This is a genomic window from Janthinobacterium sp. SUN211 (assembly GCF_030587315.1).
GTDB lineage: Bacteria > Pseudomonadota > Gammaproteobacteria > Burkholderiales > Burkholderiaceae_D > Janthinobacterium > Janthinobacterium kumbetense.
The window spans coordinates 1,273,946-1,299,555 of the sequence record NZ_JAPWIC010000001.1; the positions used below are offsets into that span (position 1 = coordinate 1,273,946).

20 protein-coding genes are annotated in these 25,610 nt (G+C 63.9%); 10 read left to right on the forward strand and 10 right to left on the reverse strand.

Annotation, left to right across the window (positions count from 1 at the left end):
* Positions 1-4 precede the first annotated feature (4 nt).
* From O3301_RS05565 to O3301_RS05575, 3 genes are all read left to right on the forward strand, one after another.
* Complete coding sequence (locus O3301_RS05565) at positions 5-367, forward strand: YgiW/YdeI family stress tolerance OB fold protein (RefSeq protein ID WP_099667507.1); 363 nt, start codon at positions 5-7, stop codon at positions 365-367.
* Positions 368-601: 234 nt separating this feature from the next.
* Positions 602-5,071, forward strand: a complete 4,470-nt coding sequence (locus tag O3301_RS05570; RefSeq protein ID WP_305055803.1) for a PAS domain-containing protein — start codon at positions 602-604, stop codon at positions 5,069-5,071.
* Positions 5,068-5,991, forward strand: coding sequence for a diguanylate cyclase domain-containing protein (locus O3301_RS05575; RefSeq protein ID WP_099667505.1), 924 nt, complete (start codon positions 5,068-5,070; stop codon positions 5,989-5,991). The genes O3301_RS05570 and O3301_RS05575 overlap by 4 nt, the downstream gene beginning before the upstream one ends.
* Positions 5,992-6,314: 323 nt before the next feature.
* On the opposite strand, the gene O3301_RS05580 is transcribed toward O3301_RS05575, so the two are convergent.
* From O3301_RS05580 to O3301_RS05605, 6 genes are all read right to left on the reverse strand, one after another.
* Positions 6,315-6,770 (reverse strand): MaoC family dehydratase, encoded by a 456-nt coding sequence (locus tag O3301_RS05580; protein ID WP_305055804.1) that lies wholly within the window; start codon positions 6,768-6,770, stop codon positions 6,315-6,317.
* Positions 6,763-7,260, reverse strand: a complete 498-nt coding sequence (locus O3301_RS05585; protein WP_099667501.1) for a MaoC family dehydratase — start codon at positions 7,258-7,260, stop codon at positions 6,763-6,765. Before O3301_RS05585 ends, O3301_RS05580 begins: the two co-directional genes overlap by 8 nt.
* Positions 7,257-8,402 (reverse strand): acyl-CoA dehydrogenase family protein, encoded by a 1,146-nt coding sequence (locus O3301_RS05590; protein ID WP_305055805.1) that lies wholly within the window; start codon positions 8,400-8,402, stop codon positions 7,257-7,259. Before O3301_RS05590 ends, O3301_RS05585 begins: the two co-directional genes overlap by 4 nt.
* A 16-nt stretch (positions 8,403-8,418) precedes the next feature.
* A complete protein-coding gene (locus O3301_RS05595) occupies positions 8,419-9,609 on the reverse strand; it encodes an acyl-CoA dehydrogenase family protein (RefSeq protein ID WP_305055806.1) in 1,191 nt (396 codons plus the stop codon).
* Positions 9,610-9,791: 182 nt separating this feature from the next.
* Positions 9,792-10,142: a VOC family protein gene (locus tag O3301_RS05600; RefSeq protein ID WP_305055807.1), complete on the reverse strand. Its 351-nt coding sequence runs from the start codon at positions 10,140-10,142 to the stop codon at positions 9,792-9,794.
* Positions 10,143-10,239: 97 nt separating this feature from the next.
* Positions 10,240-10,827: a TetR/AcrR family transcriptional regulator gene (locus O3301_RS05605; protein WP_305055808.1), complete on the reverse strand. Its 588-nt coding sequence runs from the start codon at positions 10,825-10,827 to the stop codon at positions 10,240-10,242.
* 156 nt (positions 10,828-10,983) lie between these two features.
* Here O3301_RS05605 and O3301_RS05610 point away from each other — a divergent pair, with 156 nt between their 5' ends.
* A complete protein-coding gene (locus O3301_RS05610) occupies positions 10,984-12,192 on the forward strand; it encodes an MFS transporter (RefSeq protein WP_305055809.1) in 1,209 nt (402 codons plus the stop codon).
* 12 nt (positions 12,193-12,204) lie between these two features.
* Here O3301_RS05610 and O3301_RS05615 read toward each other — a convergent pair whose 3' ends face one another.
* The 4 genes from O3301_RS05615 to O3301_RS05630 form a co-directional block, all read right to left on the reverse strand.
* Positions 12,205-13,794 carry an aspartate:alanine exchanger family transporter gene (locus O3301_RS05615; RefSeq protein WP_289904642.1) on the reverse strand — a complete coding sequence of 530 codons (1,590 nt, stop codon included), beginning with the start codon at positions 13,792-13,794 and terminating at the stop codon, positions 12,205-12,207.
* 244 nt (positions 13,795-14,038) lie between these two features.
* Positions 14,039-14,533, reverse strand: a complete 495-nt coding sequence (locus O3301_RS05620; RefSeq protein ID WP_305055810.1) for a hypothetical protein — start codon at positions 14,531-14,533, stop codon at positions 14,039-14,041.
* 232 nt (positions 14,534-14,765) lie between these two features.
* Positions 14,766-17,051, reverse strand: coding sequence for a 5-methyltetrahydropteroyltriglutamate--homocysteine S-methyltransferase (gene metE, locus O3301_RS05625; protein WP_305055811.1), 2,286 nt, complete (start codon positions 17,049-17,051; stop codon positions 14,766-14,768).
* Between the two features lie 280 nt (positions 17,052-17,331).
* Entirely contained in the window at positions 17,332-18,366 is a 1,035-nt protein-coding gene (locus O3301_RS05630) for a LacI family DNA-binding transcriptional regulator (RefSeq protein WP_305055812.1), read from the reverse strand.
* 418 nt (positions 18,367-18,784) lie between these two features.
* Here O3301_RS05630 and araD point away from each other — a divergent pair, with 418 nt between their 5' ends.
* From araD to O3301_RS05660, 6 genes are all read left to right on the forward strand, one after another.
* Positions 18,785-20,452 carry an L-arabinonate dehydratase gene (gene araD, locus O3301_RS05635; protein WP_369811582.1) on the forward strand — a complete coding sequence of 556 codons (1,668 nt, stop codon included), beginning with the start codon at positions 18,785-18,787 and terminating at the stop codon, positions 20,450-20,452.
* A gap of 37 nt (positions 20,453-20,489) precedes the next feature.
* On the forward strand, positions 20,490-21,302 hold the full coding sequence (locus tag O3301_RS05640; RefSeq protein WP_305055813.1) for an HpcH/HpaI aldolase/citrate lyase family protein: 813 nt from the start codon (positions 20,490-20,492) through the stop codon (positions 21,300-21,302).
* 75 nt (positions 21,303-21,377) lie between these two features.
* A complete protein-coding gene (locus tag O3301_RS05645; RefSeq protein ID WP_099388104.1) occupies positions 21,378-22,481 on the forward strand; it encodes an ABC transporter ATP-binding protein in 1,104 nt (367 codons plus the stop codon).
* A gap of 48 nt (positions 22,482-22,529) precedes the next feature.
* Positions 22,530-23,792 carry an ABC transporter substrate-binding protein gene (locus O3301_RS05650; protein WP_305055814.1) on the forward strand — a complete coding sequence of 421 codons (1,263 nt, stop codon included), beginning with the start codon at positions 22,530-22,532 and terminating at the stop codon, positions 23,790-23,792.
* Between the two features lie 76 nt (positions 23,793-23,868).
* Entirely contained in the window at positions 23,869-24,783 is a 915-nt protein-coding gene (locus O3301_RS05655; protein ID WP_305055815.1) for a carbohydrate ABC transporter permease, read from the forward strand.
* Positions 24,780-25,610: a carbohydrate ABC transporter permease gene (locus tag O3301_RS05660; protein ID WP_034755232.1), complete on the forward strand. Its 831-nt coding sequence runs from the start codon at positions 24,780-24,782 to the stop codon at positions 25,608-25,610. The genes O3301_RS05655 and O3301_RS05660 overlap by 4 nt, the downstream gene beginning before the upstream one ends.

A 25,610-nucleotide genomic window follows, 5' to 3' on the forward strand; every position in this document is an offset into this window, starting at 1 on the left:
TATCATGCCACTGCACCGCAAACTCATCGTCTCCCTGGCCGCCTGCGCCTTGCTGGCCGGCAGCGCGCACGCCCAATACGTGGGCCCGACGGCCGGCCCGGCCGCGCCCAGCAGCGTGGCCGCCATCCTGAAAAACCCCGTCGACGACCAGGCCGTCGTGCTGCGCGGCCATTTGCTGCGCAAAGTGGGCAAGGAGAAATACACGTTCTCCGACGGCACGGCGGAAATCCGCGTGGACATCGACGACAAGGTCTTCATGAACCGCAAGATCGACGCCAAGACCCAAGTGGAAATCCGCGGCGAAGTGGAGAAGGATTTCATGGAAAGCCCGGAAATCGATGTCGACGTACTGACCGTGGTGCCGTAAACCCGCCTTGCCATCCCGCCGCCACGGCGGGATGGGCGTTCCCCCTCCTCTGTATGCCTTGCGCAACCTTTTTTCCATTCCAGAAACTAGGCTTGTCAGAAGAATCAATTTCGTCTAGCATCTTTTCATTCAAGGTCAGCCAGCGCCAGCGTGAGCCTGCCTGTCGACTCATCCATTCTGGGAGCTTTCCGGGTGCAAGATTTGCCTTCGATACGCTCAAGAATTTCATGGCTGGTGCTCGCCTGGGTCATTCCGACGGCGCTCGTGTTTCTCCTGCTCGTGGCGCAAAGTTACACGCGCGAACGCGACCATGTCGTCAGCGAAACGGCGCAGGCGGCGCGCGCGGTGGCCGCCGCCGTCGAACGCGACTTGAACGGCGCCCAGATGGCCGCGCGCATCCTGGCCGGCTCGCCCGCCCTGCAAGCGGACGACATCGGCGCCCTGCGGGCCCTGGCCGCCGGCCTGCTGCAGCCTGGCCTGGCCGTCAGCGCCTTCATCGTCTCCGACGCCAAGGGCCGCCAGCTGATCAATACGACCCTGCCCGCCAGCCAGGCGCCGCCTCCCCTGCCGCAAAAATGGGCCGCCAGCATGGAGCGCACGCGCGACTCCGGCAAGCTGCGGCTGACCAGCCTGACCAAGGCGCCCGACAGCCTGCCGCAGCTGGCCCTGAACCTGCCCTTGCCGCGCAGCCAGGGTAGCGCCTACGTGCTGACGGCCCTGTACCCGCCCGACTACCTGGCCGTGCTGCTGCGCGAGCTGCACCTGCCAGCCTACCTGGGCGCGGCCATCATCAATGCCGACGGCATCAACGTGGCGCGCACGCTGGCGCCGCAGCGCTATGTGGGCCAGCGCAGCGCGGCGCCCCTGCTGGAACAGATACGCCAGGCGCGCGAAGGCGTGCTGCGCCATGCCACCCTGGAAGGCATCGACGTGTATACGGGCTTTCGCCGCGCCCCGGACGCCGCCTGGACGGTGGCCGTCACCATGCGCACCAGCACGGTGGCGCAAGCCCTGCTGCGCTCGGTAGTCACGGGTTCCCTCATCCTGGCGCTGCTGCTGGGCGCCGGCTTCGCCCTGGCCTGGCGCGTGGGCGGCCGCCTGGCCAGCACCCTGCAGGAACTGACGCAGCAGATCCATGCGCTGGCGCAAGGCAAACCCCTGCTCTCGAACCGGCATGCGGACCGCGAATCGGCCGACATGGCCAGCGCCCTGGGCGCGCTGGAGCGCGACCTGCGGCGTCACCGCACGCAGCTCGAAAGCCTGGTGGCCGAGCGCACGCTGGCCCTGGGGAAATCCACGCGCCTGCTGGAAACCGTGTACGCGACGGCGCCGATCGGCATGCTGTTCGTGGACCTGGACTTGCGCATTGTCATGATCAACCACTACCTGGCCGCCATCAACGGGGCCAGCGTGGCGCAGCACCTGGGCCGTCCCGTGGGCGCCATGCTGTTCGACGACGCCGTGCGGGCGGAGGTGGAACGCTGCGTGCGCCAGGTGCTGGGGACGGGACAGCCTATCGTCGACATCGAATTGAAGGGCCATAGCGGCCAGCAACGCGAGCAATTGAGTCACTGGATCGTCTCGTACCACCCGATCTTCGGCCCGGAACAGCAGTTGCTGGGCGTATCGGGCCTGTGGCTGGATATTAGCGAGCGCAAGCGCAGCGAAGCGGAATTTCGCCGCTCGAAACACTTGTTTGGCACCATCATCGAAAACATCCCGGCCATGGTCTTCGTCAAGCGCGCCGACAAGCTGAGCTTTGAAATGGTCAACCGCCACGCGGAACTCACCCTGGGGCGCTCGCGCGAGCAATTGCTGGGCAAGACGGACCACGATTTCTTCCCGCCGCAGCAGGCGTCCGCCTTCGTCAGCGCCGACCGCAAGCTGCTGGCCACGGGGCAGATGGTGGAAATCGAACAGGAAGCGATCAATACGGCCGACGGCACCACGCGCCACTTCACCACGCGCAAGGTGGTCTTGCGCGACGATGCGGGGCGCGCCAGCCATGTGCTGGGGGTATCGATCGACATCACGGAACGCAAGCGCGCCACAGAGGTGCTGCACGCCACCACCTGGCGCCTGGAACAGAACGAGCGCTTCATCCGCACCGTCACCGACAACCTGCCCGGCATGGTGTCGTACTGGGGCGCCGATTTGCGTTGCCGATTTGCAAATAAATTCTATAACGAATGGTTTGGCCGCAGCAGCGCCGAGCTGGCCGGCATCCACATGAGCGAATTGCTGGGGCAGGAACTGTTCGACGTGTATGCGCCCCACGTGGAGGGCGTGCTGGCGGGCCGGCCGCAAAGCTTCGAGCGCGACCTGCTCGATCCCGGCGGCCAGGTGTGCCACACGTGGACCAATTACATCCCCGATTTCGACGACGGCGGCGGCGTGCGCGGCTTCTTCGTGCTGGCCTCGGACGTTTCCGAACTCAAGCGCACGGAATTGCGCCTGCATGAACTCAACGAGCAGATGGTGCGCGCGCGCGACAAGGCCGAGGCCGCCAGCGTCGCGAAAAGCGAATTCGTCGCCAACATGAGCCATGAAATCCGCACGCCGATGAACGCCATCATCGGCCTGGCGCGCCTGCTGGAAGAGTCGCCGCTGGAACGGCGCGAGCGCAGCTATGTGGGCAAGATCCAGATGGCGACGCAGTCGCTGCTCAATATCGTCAATGACGTGCTCGATTTTTCCAAGATCGAGGCGGGACAGATGGTGCTGGAACAGCGCCGCTTCCAGCTCGAGCGCATGTTGGGCAGCGTGGGCGTCTTGCTGGCCAGCAGCGCCTGGGCGCGCGGCGTGGAACCCGTGTTCGTGCTCGCCCCCGGCGTGCCAGACGAGCTGATCGGCGACGCCCTGCGCGTGGAGCAAATCCTCATCAACCTGATGGGCAACGCCGTCAAGTTCACCTCGCATGGCGAAGTGGTGCTGGCCATCGACAAGGTGGCCGAGGATGCGGACAGCGCCACCCTCGAGTTTTCCGTGCGCGACACGGGCATCGGCATCGGCGCGGCCGAGCAGGAACGCATCTTCGACGCGTTTTCCCAGGGCGACAGCGGCACCAGCCGCAAATATGGGGGCACGGGACTGGGGCTGGCCATCTGCCGGCGCATGGTGGAATTGATGGGCGGAACCCTCAGCGTGAAAAGCACGCTGGGCAAGGGCTCCGACTTCCGCTTCCGCTGCCGCTTCGACAAGGTGGCGCCGCCGCCCGAGCCGCCCGGCAAGAGCGCGCCCAGGGTCCAGTCGCTGCTGATCATCGACGACAACGCCAGCGTGCGCGCCATGCTGGAAGAGTGGTGCGCGGCGCAGGGCTGGCACAGCCGCAGCGCCGACAGCGGCGCGGCCGGCCTGGCCCTGCTGCGCGCCCACGCCAGCGGCGGGCCGGCGGCGGACCTGGTGCTGCTCGACGCGGCCATGCCCGGCATCGATGGCATTTCCATGCTCACCGAGGCGCGCGCCGACGAACGCCTGGTGCTGCCGCCCGTGATCATGCTGGTGGCCGACCAGGATAGCGAAAACCTCGAACGCCTGGCCGACAGCCTGATGCTGGCCGGCATCGTTTCAAAGCCGGCCACCCCGGCGCGCCTGCTGGCGGCCGTGACGGCCGTGCGCGAAGGCCGCAGCACCCCTTCGGCGCTGCCCGTGTCCACGCCCTTGTCGGGTTTGCTCACCGGCATGCGCGTGCTGCTGGTGGAAGACAATGAAATCAACCAGGAAGTGGCGCAGTACATCCTGCTGCACTCGGGCGCGCGCGTGACCGTGGCCGCCAACGGCCGACTGGCCGTCGACTTGCTCACCAGCACGCCGGACGCCTGGGACGTGCTGCTGATGGATTTGCAGATGCCCGTCATGAACGGCTACGACGCCACCCTGGCCATCCGCGCCCTGGGCTTGCCGGACTTGCCCATCATCGCCATGACGGCCAATGCCATGGACGAAGACCGCCTGCGCGCCATCGCCAGCGGCATGAATGCGCATGTGGCCAAGCCCATCGATGTCGACGAGATGATACAGACACTGACCCGGCTGGTGCCGGCGCCCTTGGGGGGCGATAGCGCCGTGCCGGCAGCCGACGCCGTCGCGCGGACGCTGGACTTGCCCGCCACGGTGCCCGGCATCGACCTGGCGGCGGCCCTGCACCGCTTCGGCGGCGACTATGGCGCCTTCCTGGCCCTGCTCAAGCGCTTTGAGAATTCGCAAGGCGACGCCGTCGAGGAAACGCGCCGCCTGCTGGCCGCCGGCCAGGCGCAGCAGGCAGCGCAATTGCTGCACCGCGTGTGCGGCGTGGCGGCCAACCTGGGCGCCACGCAGATCGCCAGCCTGGCCGCCGAGACGGAGAAAACGCTGAAAACGGGGCAATCGCACGCCACGGCCGCCATGCTGGGCCGCCTGGAACAGGCGATGGCCGAAGTCATCGAAGCGGCGCGCACCCTGCCTTCGCCCTTGCGGCGCAGCCAGCCGGCGGCGGCCGCGCCCGGCAGCGGGCCCGTCGACCTGCACGCCGGCCTGGCCGAATTGCTGGTCTTGATCCGCAACAACAACCTGAAAGCGCTGGCGCAATTTCACGCGCTGCACCCCGCCCTGCAACAGTCAGACCGGGAAGCGGCCCTGGCGATGGCACATGCGATTGAAACGCTGAATTTTGCCGAGGCGGAAAAACTCGTGCTCGATCAGCTGAAACGAGAGGAAAACAAGTGAGCTGGACCAACCTTGCCATGAACGGGCGCATCCTCATCGTCGATGACGCCATGGAAAACATCCAGATCCTGCACCAGCTGCTGCGCGAGGAGCACGACGTGCTGTTCGCCCTGAGCGGTGTGAAGGCGCTGGAAATTGCGCATAATCAACTGCCGGACCTGATCCTGCTCGACGCCGTCATGCCCGGCATGGATGGCTATGCCGTGTGCAGCGCGCTGCGCGAATCGGCCCTGCTGAGCGCCATTCCCGTCATCTTCGTCACGGCCCTGAACCAGCCCGAGGACGAGACGCGGGCGCTGGAAGCGGGCGCCGTCGATTTCATCACGAAACCGTTCAACGCGGCCGTCGTGCGCGCCCGCGTGCGCAGCCAGCTGACCATCAAGCGGCAGGCGGACGCCATGCGCGAACTGTCGCTGACGGATTCGCTCACGGGCGTGGCCAACCGGCGCAGCTTCAACGACACGATGGACAGCGAATGGCGGCGCTGCGCGCGCGACGGCGTGCCGATGGCCATCATCATGGCCGATATCGACCATTTCAAGGATTACAACGATACGTATGGCCACCAGGCGGGCGACCTGTGCCTGCAGCAGGTGAGCGCCGCCCTGCGCCGCTGCGCCGTGCGCCCGCCCGACCTGCTGGCGCGCTATGGCGGCGAGGAATTCATCATCCTGCTGCCGCAGGAAACGCGCGACGGCGCCGAAGTGGTGGCCCAGCGCATCCTCGACGAAGTGCGCGCGCTGGACATTCCCCATGCCAAATCGAGCGTCGGCCCGCACGTCACCGTCAGCCTGGGCATGGCCAGCGTCATGCCCACGGAAGGCATGGACCCCAGCACCCTGATCCGCGCCGCCGACGCCCTGCTGTACCGCGCCAAGCATACGGGGCGGGACAGGTATTGCGCGTCGGAAGAGGAGTGAGGGAAGAGGAGTGAGCTGGCAGGCTAGCGGCTCCTTGCCGGCGCGGCATTGGAACGATTGGTCCCCGATGGCCGTCCCGTCGTGCTGGGCCAGCCGCCTGCATTTCCCGGGCCAGGACCTCTGCCCGTAGCGCCGCCGCCCCCGGCGGCGGCCTTGCCGCTGCCCGTGGCGCCCTTGCCGGCGCCGCTATTTCCACTGTTTGCCTTGTTGGACATCATCGCCTCCTTCGCCGGAAAACGCCGGCGCGCCACCAGCGTACACCTGGCGCACGCGCAGAAGCGCACGACTGCCTGCCGGCCGGCGAAGCGGGTTCAACTTGCCGCTCAGGGATAGCAGCGCATCAAAAACTCCGCCACGCACACGGGTTTCGCGTCGCCTTCCCGCTCCATGGTGACGGCCCAGTTGACTTGCGCCCCTTCCGGCAAGTCGTCGACGGAGAGGATGTCGAGGCGCGCGCGCAGGCGGCTGTTCACGGGCACGGGCGCGGGGAAGCGCACCTTGTTGAGCCCATAATTGATGGCCATGCGGATGCCGGCCATGTGCAAGGCCCCCTGCAGCATGGCCGGCAGCAAGGATAGCGTCAAGAAGCCGTGCGCCACGGTGCAGCCGTACGGCGACTCGCGCGCGCAGCGCTCCGCGTCGACGTGGATCCACTGATGGTCGTCCGTCGCGTCGGCAAAGGTATCGATGCGCTGCTGGGTGATGGTGAGCCAGTCGGAAATGGCCACGTGCTGTCCCGCCAGGGCCTGGAAACCGGCGATGCCGGCGATATCACGCATGGTGTTGCTCCGCTGGCTCCGCCGGGCGGCGGCCGAACATGCCCATGCCCTCCACCGTCGTCACCACTTCGCCATGCTGGTTGCGCACGCTCCACACGGAAATGACGATGCCGCGATCCGGTTTCGACGTGGATGGGCGCACTTCCTTGACTTGGTAGGTCAGCTGCAAGGTGTCGCCCGCGCGCACGGGCTTGAGCCAGCGGATGCTGTCCAGGCCGGGCGAACCCATGCTGGACGAGTGCTTGAGCAGGTTATCCACCACCAGGCGCATCATCATGCCGCACGTGTGCCAGCCGCTGGCGATGACGCCCTTGAAGATGGTTTTTTCAGCGGCCGCATGGTCGACGTGGAACGGCTGCGGATCGAAATCCGTGGCGAAGGCGATGATTTCCCGCTCCGTCACGTGGCGCTGGCCCAGGTCGATTTCCAGGCCTTGCGTAAAATCTTCGAAATACCAGTGCTTGGGTTTGATTCCGGTCAATGCGGTCATGCGGTCTCCGTCGGCAAAAAGCCCGGCTGGGCGATAAAGCGCTCGATATGGTGCTCCACGTCGCCCAGGGTCAGGGCGATCATGGAAAGGCGCTTGAAATGGTGGGCGGCAGGTAACTCATCGGTCACGCCCATGCCGCCATGCAATTGCACGGCTTGCTGGCCGACAAAGGTGGCGGCCAGTCCCACGCGCGCCTTGGCGGCGGACACCGTGCGGCGCCGCTCGGCCGCGTCGGCACTGTCGACCTTGGTGGCGGCCAGCATGGCCATCGAGCGCGCCTGTTCCAGGTGGATGAACATGTCGGCCATGCGGTGCTGCAAGGCCTGGAACTTGCCGATGGGCGCGCCGAACTGCTGGCGCGTTTTCAGATACTCGAGCGTGGCGGCGAAGATGGCGCCCATGGTGCCCACGGCTTCCGCGCACAGCAGGGCCGCGCCGTAATCGACGGCCGCGTCCAGCACGGCCCAGCCCTGCCCCGCCTGACCGATCAGCGCGTCATGCCCCAGCACCACTTGCACGAGGGTGACGGTGGCGGCGCGCTGGCCGTCGATGGTGCGGCAGTCGCGCACGGTCACGCCCGGCGCATCCACAGGCACGAGGAATAGCGAAATGCCATCCGTGCCGTCCTGGCCGCCGCCGCTGCGCGCGGAAACGATCAGGGCGCCCGCCTGCGCGCCGTGGATGACGACGGTTTTCTCGCCATCCAGCACAAAACCGTCGCCGCTGGCCGTGGCGGTGGTGGCGATGTCATGTAAATCGTGGCGCGACTGGCGTTCGCCCAGCGCGCAGGCGAGCTTCAGGTTGCCGCCGGCAACCTGCTCCAGCACGGCGTCATGACCGCCCGCCAGGGTCAGGAAGCGCGCGCCCAGCACCGTGGCGAAATACGGTTCGACCACGAGGCCGCGTCCCAGTTCCTGCATCACCAGCAGCATGTCCACGGCCGTGCCGTCGAAGCCGCCCGCGCCGGCCGGCAGCGGCAAGGCCGTCATGCCCAGTTCGGCCAGGGTGGCCCAGGCAGCGCTTGAGACGCCCGTGGCCGAGTGGATGATCTGCTTGCGCGTTTCAAACGAGTAATCCTTGTCGACCCAGCGCCGGAGCGCGTCGGCGAATTGCTGCTGTTCCTGATTAAAATGGAAGTCCATGTCGTCTCCTTCTGGCTTACAGGCCCAGGATCATCTGCGTGATGATATTTTTCTGGATTTCATTCGAGCCGCCATAGATCGATGTCTTGCGGTAATTGAAGTAATACGCGGCCAAGGGCGCTGCCAGGTCGTCGCCGCCAGCGCCATGCGGCGCGCCGCCATCGAGGAAAGCGGGATCGAAGGGCAAGGCTTGCGGGCCGATGGCTTCCACCATCAGTTCCGTCAGCTGCTGCTGCAGTTCCGAACCGCGCACCTTCAGCATCGACGCCTGCGGTCCCGGCCCCTTGCCTTCATCGCTGATGACGCGCAAGACCGTCATTTCCAGCGCCATCAATTCGATTTCCAGGGTAGCGACCTTGGCCGCGAAGGCGGGATCGTGCAGCAGCGGCGCGCCGCGCTTGGTTTGCTGCATGGCAAGCTGCTTGAGGAAAGTCAATTCGCGCTTGGAGCGACCGACGGCGGCGATGCCCGTGCGCTCGTGCCCCAGCAGATACTTGGCATAGGTCCAGCCCTTGTTTTCCTGGCCCACCAGGTTGCTGACGGGCACGCGCACGTTGTCGAAAAAGACTTCATTCACTTCATGTTCTTCATCGAGCATGATGATGGGACGCACGGTGATGCCCGGCGTTTTCATGTCGATCAACAGGAAACTGATGCCTTCCTGCTTGCGCACCGTGCTATCCGTGCGCACCAGGCAAAAGATCATGTCCGCGTGCTGGCCCAGCGTGGTCCAGGTTTTCTGGCCGTTGACGATGTAATGGTCGCCGTCGCGCTGGGCCGTGGTTTTCAGGGAAGCGAGGTCGGAACCGGCGCCCGGCTCGGAATAACCCTGGCACCACCAGTCGTCGCAGTTCAGGATGCGCGGCAGATAATAGGCTTTCTGTTCGGCGTTGGCGAAGGCCATGATGACGGGCGCCACCATGTTGACGCCGAAGGGCAGGATAGGCGGCGTGGCGGCGCGCGCGCACTCGTCTTCCCAGATGTGGCGCTGCACGGCCGTCCAGCCCGTGCCGCCATGTTCGACGGGCCAGGCCGGCGCGGCCCAGCCTTGCTTTGCGACAATCTTGTGCCAGCGCACGTAATCGTCGCGGTTCAGGCGCAGATGCTGGCGCACCTTGCGCTGCAAGTCCGCCGGCAAATGGGTGTCGAGGAAGGCGCGCACCGTATCGCGGAACGCCGTCTCCCCGGCCGTGTAATGCAGGTCCATGTCTGTCTCCTTGTTCTTATCGGTTGCCGTGATGACTGCACGCAAGGAAGCTCAGCGCACAAAAAAGCACGACCGTTCTCAATGATTGTACAACAGATTGGGAGCGGCGCCAGGGGTTTTACAAAGGCTGGCGCGCGAGGGAAGCGGGCGGAATTGACTGCCTGCTGCCGCAGGCACTTCACCTATATGTGCGACAGGATATTAATGAGCTTGCCGAAAGGGTCGCGCACGAAAAACCGCCTGACACCCCAAGGTTCATCGGCAGGACCATATTCAATGGGAAACCCTGCTCCACGCATGCGTGACAATGCGGCATCCACGTCATCGACTTCTATGGAAAGGTCGGGCACAGCGGTGTTCGAGCCGCCTTGCGTCGCGAAGCTCACTTGCACTCTCATCTCGCTTTGCGAACCATACGTCATGATCCAGCCATGGTCCATCAACAGGCTCAGACCCAGCACGTCCTCGTAAAACGTCCGCGCCAGGCCCGGATCCGACGCCGGGAAATTTGCAACGATACGCTTGACTTGCATATTTTTCCTCCATGTCTATATAAGTCCAACCCTGCTCAATATCGTCATCCACGTCTCCAGACGTGTCCGCTTCTGGCGAGATTGCCACTGTACACAATTACCTTTGAAGCAACATCCCCCGCAGCAGCAATTCCAAAGCCGCCACTCCTTTTATCAGGCGCGCATTGCCTTCGTCACCGTCTGCGATCCAGAACGCCGCTTCTGCCAGGCTGCCGTAGATCAGCGAAGCCAATGCCTCTGGGCAAGCGTCAGCCACGATGCCTTGCTGAATCAGCTGCTGGATCAGCCCTTGCATCGATTCGAGGCAATGGCGCTGCGAATCCGGTGAAGCGCCACCGAGGACTGCCCTGGCATCGAGTAAGACGATGCGCTGAATTTCCGGCTCCAGGGCCATCTCCAGATAGGCACGGCAGCGCTGGCGAAAGCCTTCCCACGAGTCTGCGGCGCTGTCGGAGATGGCTTGCAGGCGGCCATCCGTTTCCGCGTCGAGCTGCTCCACCACGGCCAGCAGCAAGCCCTTCTTGTCGCCGAAATGATGATACAGCGCCCCACGCGTCAGCCCTGCCTGCGCGGTGAGGTCGTCCATCGATGTGTCGGCATAGCCGCGCTCGCTAAACACTTTGCGGGCCGTGGCCAGCAACGATGCACGGGTTTCTTCCATTTCCACACGGGTGCGGCGAACCATTGCTCTCTCCTTACATACGCAGCGTATGATTATTTACATTCATTGCGTATGTATATATACTATTCATACGCGCTGTATGTATTATCACTTTGATGCACCTCCGTTGCAAGCAGGGCATGCGCCGCTTATCGAATGATCACATGAAGGATATGAACCATGAGTACGTCTCCCCACGTTGCCACAGAAACCGCTGTCCGCCACCCATGGCTGGCGGTCGGCGCGGTCGGCATGGCCACCTTTTCGGTCGTGACGACGGAAATGCTCCCGGTCGGCCTGTTGACGCCGATTGCAGACACGCTGGACACCTCCACGGGAACCGCCGGCCTGATGATCTCGCTGCCAGCATTGCTGGCGGCCTTGTTCGCGCCGCTGGTCGTGGTCGCATCAGGCAGCCTGGACCGGCGCAAGATTCTCTGTGGTTTGCTGACACTATTGGTGATCGCGAACATTGCCGCGGCCCTGGCGCAAAATATGGCGTGGATGCTGGCTGCCCGTGTGCTCGTCGGTTTTTGCATGGGTGGCATCTGGGCCATCGCCGGCGGCCTCGCTTCCCGCCTGGTTCCTGCCCGCTCGACCGGCCTGGCAACGTCGATCATCTTCGGTGGCGTGGCGGCAGCTTCCGTGCTGGGCGTGCCGCTAGGCGCACAAATCGGCGACGTTGCGGGATGGCGCTGGGCCTTCGGCGTCATGGCGCTGTTCAGCAGCCTGGTACTGGCGCTGCATCTGGCTGTCATTCCCGCACTGCCCGCTGCCGGTTCGACGACCTGGCGCCAATTCAGCAGACAGCTGCGCAACAGGCAGTTGCAGGCGGGGCTGCTTCTGACTCTGTTGCTGGTGAGCAGCCATTTCATGGCCTTTACCTTCGTGCGCCCGCTACTGCTGTCCGTGTCGGGGTTTGATGCGCAATGGCTGGGCGCGCTGCTGTTTGCCTATGGCTGCGCGGGCATCATTGGAAACTTCCTGGTAGGCGTGGTTGCCGTGCGGCGCACGGCGACTACCATCATCGCCATCTCGGGCGGCCTGCTGCTCACGCCACTGCTGTTCCTGGCGATCGGCGATTCCGGCATCGGCGGCGGCATGGTATTGCTGGCCTGGGGACTGGCCTACGGCGGCGTATCGGTCGGCCTGATGACCTTGATGCTGAAGGCAGCGCCCGGAGCCGTGGAGATCGTCGCCGCGCTGTATGTGGGTGTCTTCAATATCGGCATTGCGCTCGGGGCGTGGACCGGTGGCCAGGCAGTGGACAGGCTGGGCCTCTCAGCCAACCTGTGGCTTGCCGCAGGATGCGCCGCAGCCGCCTTGCTGCTGTCTTTTGGCATCCGTTTTATTGAGGCCAACAAGCAACTTCGCCCTGCAAGCGATTGACGCTGGCCACCATCACCCATACAAATGCAGCAGCACTTGCACGGCCACGATCTTGACGATGGTCATGCTGGGGAAGATCATGGCGTAGCCCAGGTTCGGGCGGTCCGATTTGGCCAGGCGGTTGGCGAACACCAGCACGGCCGGGTTGCCCGTGGCGCCGGCCGCGATGCCCAGCAATTCAGGAAACGGCAGGCGCAGGAAGACCTTGCCCAGGATCACCACCAATGCCACTACCACCAGCACCGTCACGGCCCCCAGCGCCAGCATGGGCAAGCCATCGGCGCCCACTTGCTGCACGAAGGGCAAGCCGGACGCCATGCCGACGGAGGCTAGGAAAATCGTCAAGCCATAGTTGCGCATCACCAGGTTGGCCGACAGCGGCAAGCGCCAGCTGATCTTGCCGACCCTGCCCAGGCGCCCCAGGATCAGCGCCATCACCAGCGGACCGCCCGCCAGGCCCAGGCTGAACGAACCGATCCACGGCAAGGGGATAGGCACCAGGCCCAGCAATACACCCAATACCATGCCCATGCCCAGCGAGACATAGCTGAACTCGGCCGTGGCCGTGATGGAATTGCCGAACAGCTTGCGCACGTCGGCTGCATGTTTCGCTGGTGCAATGGCCATCACCCTGTCGCCGAATTCCAGGGTCAGGAACGGGTGCGGCAGGATCATGGCGTCGCCGCGGCGTATGAAGGCGATCTGCAGGGGAAAATCCTTGCCCAAGTTCAATTCTCCCAGGGGCACGCCGACGATTTCCGCATCCGACACGAACACTTCCGTGCCATCGAACGCGCTGCGGTCCTTCATCAGCCGGCCCGGATCCAGGTGGCCCAGCGCCGTGCGCGCCGCTTCCACGCCCGCCACCGTGCCCGACACCATCAGCGCATCGCCCACGCCGAGCACGAGGCCCGGATCGGGCAAGCGGTTCTGGTGGCCCTGGCGCACGCCGATCACTTGCACGCCCGCCAGGGGACCATCGGCCAGTTCGGACAGGGCCGCCCCCGCCAATTTGGCTTCATCGATGGTAATTTCGGACACGACGATGGGCGCCGGCGGCGGCGTCAGCACGGGTTTTAATATGCGCCCCGCCAGGTACAGGCCCAGCATGGGGCCGACGACGCCGAACGGATACGCGACGGCATAGCCGACGGCCGCGTCGCCATTGCCGTGCGACGCTTCCAGCGCGGCCTGCAGGGCGGCCGTGCTGGTCATGGCGCCGGCAAACACGCCGCTGGCCATGCGCAGCGAGATATCGATCCACTGCCCGCCCCAGACGGACACGGCCAGGCCGCCCATGACGGCGGCAAAGGCGATCAGGTTATGTTTCTGCCCCGCACCGCGCAAGCCGGCGAAAAACTGCACGCCATACTGCACGCCTATGCCATACAGAAACAGCAGCAAGCCGATGGAGCCGACCATCGGCGGCGGCACGGCGCCGGGAGCAAACGCGCCCAGCGCCAACCCCGCGAACAGCACGCCGCCCACGCCCAGCGAAAAGCCGAACACGCTGATGCGTCCCAGCGCATAACCGGCGCCGATGACGAGAAACAGGGCGAGGATGGGCGTGGACTCCAGCGTGTGGCGAAATAATTGAAGCATCAGGCAACCTTGGTCTGGGGAAGGCCCAGTTTAGCATGCACAAAAGCAACACGATGGCGATGATGGCAAGCAAGCGTGCGCAGCTTTGTGCATATAAAACGGGCAAAAAAAAGCCCGCTGCGGGAGCGGGCTGAATCTAATTCCTGTGAGGAAGTAGAGGAGACAGGTGCAATGATGCCGCATCGCAACATATAAATCCAATTGCATGTTGTGATGATGGAAATATGTTTCATCAATATCTGACCTAGGACGTTCCAAAAATGAGGAGTTTTCGATGCGATCGTTGTTCGCGCGTCACCAGCACGCGGGCTTGCTCCACGCTTACGCAAGTCTGCGGCGCAAACCCTGCCGGCACGGTCTCCACATCTCGCGCGATGACTTGCGGATCATTAAGCACGTCATAGTCTGCACGCTTGAAAAACAGTTGCTCGATACCGGCGTCTCCCGCCGGCAACGGCTTGACGACGATGAGCGACCAATGGCCTTCATCCCCCAGAAATTGCTTTTGCTTCAGGAAGGCGTTGACGCGACCTGCATGGGGCGCCGATTCGCTCAGCTCGCTCTGATAAATACCCAGCGGGCACAGCGCCGTGCCGGCCGGCCACCCCATGTCGGGCAACGCTGCGACCGTGACCGGGCGCAACTGGGCCAGATGGCGGTCGAGCGAATGCTTTTCCGCCGAACAGGCGCCAAGCGCCGTCAGCGCGAGCATGCCGGCGGCGCGTAACAGAGACATCATCAGGTGGTTTCCTTCTGGAGGGTAGGATTACGTGAAGGTATGGTAAGCGATAAGCCGATGGAAACGGGCAAAAAAAAGCCCGCTACGGAAGCGGGCTGAATCTATTTCCTTGGAGGAGATAGAGGAGACAGGTGAATGATGCCGCATCGCAGCATCATTATCCAATTGCATGTTGTGATGATAGAAATACGATCCCGCTATATCTCTACAGGCCTCCCCTGCCCCGCCATTCTCAGACCTTGTCGCCGCGCAAGGTTTTCGCCGCCGCCACCATATTGGCCAACGCGGGAATGACCTCTTTCCAGCCGCGCGTCTTGAGGCCGCAATCGGGGTTGACCCACAGGCGGTGCGCGGGGATGCGTTCGGCCGCCTTGCGCATCAGCTTGACCATCTGTTCCTGGCTCGGAATGTTGGGCGAGTGGATATCGTAGACGCCGGGGCCGATTTCGTTCGGGTAATTAAAATCATCGAAGGCGTCGAGCAATTCCATGTCGGAACGCGACGTTTCGATCGTGATGACGTCCGCATCCATGTCGGCGATCTGCGCGATGATATCGTTGAATTCCGAATAGCACATGTGCGTGTGGATCTGCGTTTCATCGGCCACGCCATTGGCCGTGATGCGGAACGATTCGACGGCCCAGCGCAGATACTCGGCCCATTGCGACTTGCGCAGCGGCAAGCCTTCGCGCAGCGCCGCTTCATCGATCTGTATCACGCGGATGCCGGCCTGTTCCAGGTCCTGCACTTCGGCGCGCATGGCCAGCGCCAGCTGGTGGCACGACACGGAACGGGGCTGGTCGTCGCGCACGAAGGACCAGTTCAGGATGGTGACGGGGCCCGTCAGCATGCCTTTCATCGGTTTGTCCGTCAGCGACTGGGCATAGGTACTCCACTCCACCGTCATGGCGCGCGGGCGGCTGATGTCGCCGAACAGAATGGGCGGTTTCACGCAGCGCGAACCGTACGATTGCACCCAGCCGAACTGGCTGAAGGCGTAGCCGTCAAGCTGTTCGCCGAAGTACTCCACCATGTCGTTGCGTTCCGCCTCGCCATGCACGAAGACGTCCAGGCCCAGGCTTTCCTGTTCCTGCACGCAATGGGCGATTTCCGCCTGCATCAGCTTTTTATAGCCGGCTTCGTCCAGCTGGCCGCTGCGGAACTGGCTGCGGGCCTGGCGGATTTGCGCCGTCTGCGGAAACGAGCCGATGGTCGTCGTCGGGTACAGCGGCAGTTGCAGCAGCGCGGCTTGCTTGGCAGCGCGCGCGGCATAGCCGCTGGCGCGCTGGCCCAGGCTGGCGTCGATGCGGGCCACGGCAGCCTTGACTTGAGGATTATGCACGCGCGGCGACTGGCGGCGCGCTTGCACAGCGGCGAAATTCGCGTCCAGCGCCGCTTGCACGCAGGCGCGGCCCTGGTTCAGAGCGCTGGCGATGGTGTGCACTTCATCGAGCTTTTGACGGGCAAAGGCCAGCCAGGATTGGATATCGGCATCGAGCTTTTGTTCGCTGTCCAGGTCGACGGGCACGTGCAGCAGCGAACACGACGGCGCGATCCACAGGCGCGACTGCAGCCTGGCGTGCACGGGTTCCAGCCACGCCAGCACCTCGTTCAAATCCGCCTTCCAGATATTGCGGCCATTCACCACGCCCAGCGACAAGACGCTGGAACTTGGCAATTGGGCGATCACTTGCTCCACTTCCTCGCGGGCGTTGACGGCGTCCAGGTGCAAGCCTTGCACGGGCAATGTGCACGCCAGTTCCAGGTTGTCTTGCAGCTTGCCGAAATACGTGGCCAGCAGCAGTTTGACATGATTGACCTTGCTCAAGGCAGCGTAGGCCGTGACGAGCGCCTGCTGCCAGGCGCCGTCGAGTTCAGTGACGAGTATCGGCTCGTCGATCTGCACCCACTCCACGCCCTGCGCGGCCAGTTCCTGCAACAGTTGCACATAGACGGGCAGCAAGCCTTGCAGCAGCGCCAGCTTGTCGGAATCATCTTTCGCCTTGCCCAGCCACAAATAAGTGACGGGACCGATCAGCACGGGCTTGGCCCTTACATTCAGCTGGCGCGCCTGCGCCAATTGCTGCAGCAGGCGGCTGCTGTCGAGCTTGAATTGCGTGCCGGCCGAAAATTCCGGCACGATGTAATGGTAATTGGTGTCGAACCATTTCGTCATTTCGCCGGCGTGGACGCAGCTGCAATCGCTGTCGCTGGCCGAGCGGCCGCGGGCCACGCGGAAATAGTTGTCGAGCGCCGCGCCTTCCAGGCCGCGCACGCGCCGCGGCAGGTTGCCAAGCGCAAAGCTCAAGTCCAGCACCTGGTCGTAGAAGGAAAAGTCGCCGACGGGCGCCAGGTCCAGCGCATTCTGGTCTTGCCAGTGGCGCTGGCGCAACTCGGCGCCCTGCCCTTCCAGCGCGGCCAAGGTGCTGCCGCCCTTCCAGTAATCTTCCAGGGCGAATTTCAGTTCGCGTTTGGCGCCGATGCGCGGGTAGCCCAGATTGTGTGTGGTGACGGTCATGGCGGTAGTGCCTCCTAGTGAAGTATGAATGCATCATAGAGGCTTTCATCCATGAAAAATAATGGTAAAACTTCATACATCCATTATTACCACTCATGTGAATACATGTTCGAATACAGGCGGGGCAAAAAAAAAGCCCGCTGCGGGAGCGGGCTGAATCTAATTCCTGTGAGGAAGTAGAGGAGACAGATGAATGATGCCGCATCGCAGCATATCAAGCCAATTGCATGTTGTGATGATGGAAATATGATTCATCAATATCTGTCGCAGCCGGGGCATCTCAGGCGCTGGCCCGCGCGATCAGCTGGTAGGCCAGCGGCGCCAGGGCCGGCGGCGCGGCGCCCTCGTCCACTTCCCCCAGGCGCTGCAGGATGGCTTGCGCGGCCAGCCGGCCGATGTCATAGCGGGGCACGCGGATCGTCGTCAGCGCCGGCATGAGTTTTTCCGAGAACGGGAAGTCGCCAAAGCCCGCCACCGCGCATTGCTCGGGAATGCGGATGCCCAGGCGCGCCGCTTCATAGATGGCGCCGGCAGCCATGTTGTCGTTGGCAAAAAACAGGGCGTCGGGACGCTCGGCGCGCGCCATTTGCTCGCTGAATACCTGCCCGCCCGCGTCGAGCGGCGCCGTCACCGACGCTTGCACGATTTCCGGACGCAAACCCAGCTGCTGCATGGTTTCCTCATAGCCCTGGGCCCGCTTGCGCGCGCGGAAATCGCTGCCGATGCCGCTGTCGACGTAGACGATGCGCCGGTAGCCTTGCGCGTGCAAATACAAGGTCATGTCGCGCCCAGTGGCGATGTGCGAAAAACCGATTTGCGGATACGGCCGCTCGGGGCGGATATCCCACGTTTCGATGACGGGAATCTGCAAGCCGGCCAGCAAGGTTTCCGTGGCGGCGCTGTGGTCGGCGCCCGTCAGCACCAGCGCGCGCGGCGACCAGCCGAGAAAGGTGCGCACCACCTTCTCTTCCGTCTCGATCGAGTAATCGTGGGTGGCCAGCAGCAACTGGTAATTGTGCTGCGACAATGTGGTCGACAAGCCCTGGATGGTTTCCGCAAAGATGGAGTTCGACACGCTGGGCACGATGGCGCCCACGATGCGGCCCTGGGTCGACGCCAGGCCGCCGGCCGCCTCGTTGCGGATGTAGCCGAGCTGGTCGATGGCGCTCTTGATGCGCTCGCGCGTTTCCTGCGACACGCGGTCCGGCTCCTTGAAATAGCGCGACACGGAAATGGCCGAGGTCTGTGCCAATTTGGCCACATCGAACACGGTGCTGCGGCCAAGGCCACGCCGCTTGCGTACTGGGTCGTTCATGGGTACTGCCTTCTCAAAAATCGGTGATCACCACGCATCATGCCATGGCCGGCGGCACAGGGGATGCCAGAATGGCGCCGCAGCGCCGTGGCGTACCGACCGGGCCGCAGAAATTCCACTGTGGAAATTAGCGCCATTGAAATCATGCCGATAGTGTAATGGCTGCGCGCGGCAAGATGCCAGCCGGCGCGCAATCTCCCTGCATTAAATCTGTTGACAGCCCCCTGCGATTCAAATTATATTTCGCTGTACTTGCAATGTTAGCGCTAACAAAGGCGGCAGGCAAGACCCGAGACAGCCGCACTGGAACGCCATACGCAGCGCGCCAGGCAACCAAAAAGGACACACATTGAGCTCCGCTACCTCCCGCCGCACGCTGGAATCCCTGCGCAGCCAGCGCTGGCTGGCCCCAGACGACATGCGCTCGTTCGCCCACCGCCAGCGCCTGCAGCAGATGGGCCTGCGCCGCGAGGAATTCCTCGACCGCCCTGTCATCGCCATCATCAATACCTGGAGCGACCTGTCGCCGTGCCACTCGCACCTGCGCGAACGGGCCGAAGCCGTCAAACGGGGCATCCTGCTGGCCGGCGGCTTCCCCGTCGAACTGCCGGCCCTGTCGCTGGGCGAAGTGATGGTCAAGCCCACCACCATGATCTACCGCAACTTCCTCGCCATGGAAACGGAAGAACTGCTGCGCTCGCTGCCCATCGATGGCGCCGTGCTGCTCGGCGGCTGCGACAAGACGACGCCCGGCATGCTGATGGGCGCCATCAGCATGGACATCCCCGCCATCTTTTGTCCTGCCGGCCCCATGCTCAACGACCGCTACCGTGGCCAGAGCGTGGGCGCGGGCACGCATACCAAGAAATTCTGGGACGACTACGTGGCCGGCGACATCGCCAAGCCCGAGTGGATCAAGCTGGAAGCGAAAATGACGCGCTCGCCCGGCACCTGCAACACCATGGGCACGGCGTCCACCATGACGTCCATCGTCGAAGCCATGGGCTTTACCTTGCCCGGCGCCACCAGCATTCCCGCCATGGACGCCAACCACGTGCGCATGGCTTCGCAATGCGGCGAGCGCATCGTCGGCATGGTGTGGGAAGACTTGAAGCCGTCGCGCTTCTTCACCCGCGCCGCTCTGTCGAATGGCGTGGCCGCCTATATGGCGCTCGGCGGCTCGACCAACGCGGCCATCCACCTGGTCGCCATCGCCGGGCGCGCCGGCCTGGCCCTGTCGCTCGATGAAATGGATGCGATGGCGCAAAAAGTGCCCGTCATCGCCAACCTGTTCCCATCCGGCGACAAGCTGATGGAAGATTTCTTCTATGCGGGCGGCATGCCGGCCCTGCTCAAGGAAATCATGCCGCAGCTGGACTTGACGGCCTTGACGGTGACGGGCCGTACCTTGGGCGAGAACATCGCCGACGCCGTCTGCCTGGACGACAGCGTCATCCGCAAGGTGTCGCAGCCGGTGGCCGACGGCGCGGCGCTGGCCGTGCTGCGCGGCAACCTGTGTCCTGGCGGCGCCGTCATCAAGCCGTCGGCCGCCAACCCGAAGTTCGCCAAACACCGGGGACGCGCCCTCGTGTTCGACTCGAACGCCGAGATGCTGGCGCAGATCCACGCGCCCGACCTGGACATCGATGAAAACACGGTCTTGATCCTGCGCAATGGCGGCCCCATCGGCGCGCCCGGCATGCCGGAATGGGGCAATCTGCCCGTGCCGAAAAAGCTGCTGCAGCAGGGCATACGCGACATGGTGCGCATCTCCGACGCGCGCATGAGCGGCACCCATTACGGCACCTGCGTGCTGCACGTCACACCGGAAGCGGCCGTCGGCGGCCCGCTGGCCCTCGTGCGCAACGGCGACATGATCGAACTGGACATCGCCGCGCGCAGCCTGAACATGGATGTGACGGACGAGGAACTGGCGCGCCGCCGCGCCGAGTGGCAGGCGCCGGCGCAGAAATATGCGCGCGGCTACACCAAGCTGTACATGGAACACGTGACGCAGGCGGACCAGGGCTGCGACCTGGACTTCTTGCTGGGCAACGCCGCCACGCCGGAGCCGCCGATTTTCTGACGCCGCCGCCTTCCCTACCTATATAGAGAGCACAACTATGGATATCCTGGACAACCCTTTCCGCGCCTTGCTGGCGGACAACGCAGTACCGCTGGGCAGCTGGCTGATGGCCGGCGCGCCGGTCACGGCCGAAGCCATGGGCTGCGCCGGCTTCGACTGGCTGGTGCTGGACATGGAACACGTGCCCATCGACTACCAGGACGCCTACCAGATCCTGCAAGCCTTGGGCGGCACGCCGGCCTGCCCCGTCGTGCGCCTGGCCTGGAACGACCTGGTGCAGATCAAGCGCGCGCTCGACATCGGCGCGCAAACCTTGATGTTCCCCTTCGTGGAAAACGTGGCCGAAGCGCGCAGCGCCGTGGCCGCCACCCGCTATCCGCAGCCGGGCCAGGCCATTCCCGGCACGCGCGGTTTTGCCGCCATGCACCGCGCCAGCCGCTATGGCACCGTGCCTGACTACGCCACGCGCGCCAACGGCGCCGTCTTCTCGATTATCCAGCTGGAAACCCCGGCCGCGCTGGGGCAGCTGGAAGAAATCGCCGCCGTCGATGGCGTCGACGCCCTGTTCGTGGGGCCGGGCGACCTGTCGGCCGCCATGGGCCATATCGGCAATATCGGCCACCCGGACGTGCAGGCGGCGATCGCCGACGCGGCCCGCCGCGCCCGCGCCATCGGCAAACCCATCGGCATTGTCGGCCCCTCGCCGGAAATGGTGCACACTTTCATCCATTACGGCTATGACTACGTGGCCATCGCTTCGGACATGGGCATGATGATGCGCCAGGCCAACGCCTTTATCACGGCCCTGAAACCGTCGCTGGCGAAAGCCCTCGACACGGGCGCCTACTAATTGTTCTGTTGCAACACATTGTTGCAACGCACGTAACGCGCTCAGACGCGTCATTCGCATCTTTTGGAGACAAGCATGTCAGGTGTAAAACTGGAAAAGGTCGTCAAGAAGTACGACAACGGCGTCGAAGTCATTCATGGCATCGACCTGGAAATCAAGCAAGGCGAGTTCGTCGTCTTCGTGGGCCCTTCGGGTTGCGGAAAATCAACATTGATGCGCATGGTCGCGGGCCTGGAATCGATCACGGGCGGCACCATCTCCATCGAGGGACAGGTCGTCAACGACTTGCCGCCGCGCGAGCGCGATATCGCCATGGTGTTCCAGGACTATGCGCTGTATCCGCACAAGTCCGTGTTCGACAACCTGGGCTTTGGCTTGAAACTGCGCAAGTTCCCGAAGGCGGAAATCGAACAGCGCGTGCGCGCCGCCGCCACCATCCTGAAAATCGACCATTTACTCGACCGCAAGCCGCGCGCCCTGTCCGGCGGCCAGCGCCAGCGCGTGGCCATGGGCCGCGCCATCGTGCGCCAGGCCAAGCTGTTCCTGTTCGATGAGCCGCTGTCGAACCTGGACGCCCTGCTGCGCTCGGAAATGCGCACGGAAATCAAGAAATTGCACCAGCGCATAGGCGCCACCACCATTTACGTCACGCATGACCAGGTCGAGGCGATGACCCTGGCCGAGCGCATCGTCGTGCTGTCCGGCGGCAACATCATGCAGGTCGGCACGCCGGACCAGATCTACAACGAACCCGTGTCGAAATTCGTCGCCGGTTTCACGGGCTCGCCGCCGATGAACTTCCTCGGTGCCAAGGTGGCGCGCAACGGCGCCGGCCAGGCCGAGATCGTGCTGGGCGCGGCGCGCCTGGCCCTGCCGCCGGAGCGCCAGGCCGCATGCGGCAAGCTCGACGGCCGCGCGGTGGAATTCGGCATCCGTCCGGAAGACATCACGCTGGAAGCGGCCAGTCCCGCCAGCGCCGCCCTGGCCGCGACAGTCGTGGTGGTCGAACCGCTGGGCGCGGAAACCCTGGTCATCTTCCAGTGCGAAGGGGGCGAATTGACGGCGCGCCTGCCGCCCACCTTCGCCCTGGCGCCTGGACAGCAAGTGACGGTACAGCTGGACATGGAAAAATTCCATCTGTTCGATCCGCAAGGGGGCGCGGTACTGCCCTCCCGATAAGCCGCGAACGACCGGCATACCCATTCCAAAAAAACAGGAGACAACATCATGCGTATCAAATCCCTCGTCCTGGCGCTCGGCGCCACTTTCGTCCTTGCCACCGGCTTGGCCACCAACGCCCACGCGCAAACGGTCAAGGTGTTCGTCGGCGGCCAGGAGCGCCCCGAAGTCATGCGCGAACTGTTCGCCAAATTCATGGCCGCCAATCCCGGCGTCAAGATCGACCTGGAAACGGGCGGCGCCACGTCGGAATTGCAGCAGAAATACCTGAACACGGTGCTGTCGGCCGGCGACACCACCCTGGACGTGTTCCTGATCGACATCATCCGCCCGGCCCAGTACGCGTCGGCCGGCTGGATCGAAAGCCTGGACAAATACCTGGGCGCCGACCGCGACAAGATCATGGGCCAGTACCTGCCCGCCTACAAGCAAGCGAATATGGTCGACAACAAGGTCGTGGCCCTGCCCGCCTTTGCCGACGCCATGTTCCTCTATTACCGCAAGGACTTGCTGGCCAAGTACAAGCTGGCGGCGCCGAAAACCTGGGATGAGCTGGCCAGCGTGGCGCGCACCATCCAGGCCGGCGAAAAGAATCCGGATTTGCAAGGCATCAGCTTCCAGGGCAAGGCCATCGAAGGCGCCGTCTGCACCTTCCTGTTGCCGTACTGGAGCCAGGGCGGCGAACTGGTCACAAACGGCAAGCTGACCCTGGACAAGCCCAAGGCGGAAGCGGGCCTGGCCATGTGGCGCAAGCTCGTCGACCAGGGCGTGGCAAAGAAAAACATTGCCGAAGTGGCCACCGACGATACGCGCAAGGAGTTCCAGGCAGGCAATGTCTTGTTCGCCGTCAACTGGGGCTATGCGTGGAACCACTTCCAGGATGGCGCCGACAGCAGCGTGAAAGATAAGGTTGGCGTCGTCAGCCTGCCGGCCATGGCGGGCGGCAAGCCGGCCTCGTGCATCGGCGGCTGGCAGTGGGCCGTGTCCTCGTTCTCGAAGAACAAGGAGGCGTCCGCCAAGCTGGTGCGCTGGCTGTCGAGCCCAGAAGTGTCGAAGCAGCTGGCCCTCAAGGCGTCCAACCTGCCCGTCTACCCCTCCGTCTACCAGGACAAGGAAGTGCTGGCCGCCAATGGCTGGTTCGCCGATGCCCTGCCGGTGGTGCAAAGCGCCCGCTCGCGCCCCGTCACGCCGCGCTACAGCGAAGTGTCCGAAGCCGTGCGCGTCAACACGAATGCCGTGATGGCGGGCGTGAAGACGCCGGCGGCGGCCGTGGGCGAGATCGAAAACCGCGTCAAGCGCATCCTGCGCTAAGGGGATCACGCCCGTGCCGCCACGACGGCGGCGCGGGCGGCACACGCATACGCACACCGCAACAGACGAGGAAATCATGAGGCAACGCACCCTGAAAAGCCGCATCACGGACCCCAGCGAAACAACGCTGGCCTGGGTCCTGCTGACGCCGGCGATTCTCTTTTTACTGCTGATCGTGGCCTACCCGGTCAGCAAACTGATCTACAACAGCTTTTTCGACATCCGCCTGTCCGGCGGCAGCCTGCCCAGTTTCGTGGGCCTGGACAACTACAAGATGGCGCTGGAAGATGCGCTGTTCTGGAAATCGCTGAAAAACACCGTCATCATCACCGTCGTCACCGTGCCGGGCGCGCTGGTGGCGGGCCTGGGCCTGGCTATGCTGGCCAACATGCCGTTCAAGTACCGCTGGCCCGTGCGCCTGGCGCTGCTGCTGCCGTGGGCACTGCCGCTGGCCTTCGTCGGCCTAATCTTCGCCTGGTTCTTTCACAGCGAATACGGCCTGGTGAACGACCTTATCCGCCGCATCGACCTCTTGATCCCCGGCCTGGGCTGGGAACCGCAGATCTGGTTCAATTCGCCCGCGCTGACCATGGCCGCCATCTGCATCACGACCATCTGGAAAACCTCGTCGTTCATGGCCCTGATTTTATTGGCCGGCCTGCAAACCATCCCCGCCTCGCTGTATGAGGCGGCCGAAGTGGACGGTGCCAGCAAATGGAAGCAATTTACGGAAGTGACCCTGCCGCTGCTGGTGCCATCGATGCTGGTGGCGCTGATCTTCCGCACCCTGACGGCCATCCAGTCCTTCGATATTCCCTACAACATGCCCGGCCCTGGCGACGAAACCAAGACCCTGGCCATGTATATCCAGTCCAATACCGTCGACTACCTCGACGTGGGCTACGGCTCGACCCTGGCGGTCTTCATGTTCCTGCTGTCGATGGCCACCACGTTTGTGTATCTGAAATATGTAAGAGGAGACAAAGAATGAGCGGCCTGTTTTCATCGAAGCGCCTGCGCTGGTTCGCCGCCGCGATCGTCATCCTCAACGGCGTCTTCCCCGCCCTGTGGATCCTGTTTACCTCGCTCAAGACCGAAAGCGAACTGACGCAAAAGCCGATCACCTACTGGCCGCACGAACCGACCATCGGCAATTTCATCTCCGCCTTCCAGGACCAGCCGCTGCTGACGTTCCTGACGAACAGCCTGATCGTGGCCGGCCTGTCGACCCTGCTCAGCCTGTTCATCAGCGCGCTGGCCGCGTATGCGATTGCCCGCTTGCGCCTGCGCTTCCGCGGCCTGATCCTGACGGCCATCATCGGCGTGTCGATGTTCCCGCTGGTGACCCTGATGGTGCCGCTGTTCGAAATCATGCGCAGCCTGGGCTTGCTGAACTCCTACTGGGCGCTGGTGCTGCCGTACACGGTGCTGAACCTGCCCATCTGCACCCTGATGATGGTGAGCTTTTTCCAGGATATCCCGCGCGACATCGAAAACGCGGCCATGCTCGACGGCTGCACCCGCCTGAGCGCCCTGTGGCGCATCGTGCTGCCGCTGGCCGCACCGGGCGTGGCGACGGCCGCCATCCTCGCGTTTGTGAATTCCTGGGACGAGTTCCTGCTGGCGCTGTCGATGAATTCGGCCGTGGCTTACCGCACCCTGCCCGTCGGCATCCAGCTGTACCAGGGCGAGTTCGCCTTCCCGTGGCCGATCATTTCGGCGGCGCTGGTGGTGGCCATCGTCCCCATCGTCGTGCTGATCGTGATTTTCCAGGAAAAGGTCGTCAGCGGCCTGACCTCGGGCGGCTTGAAGGGCTGA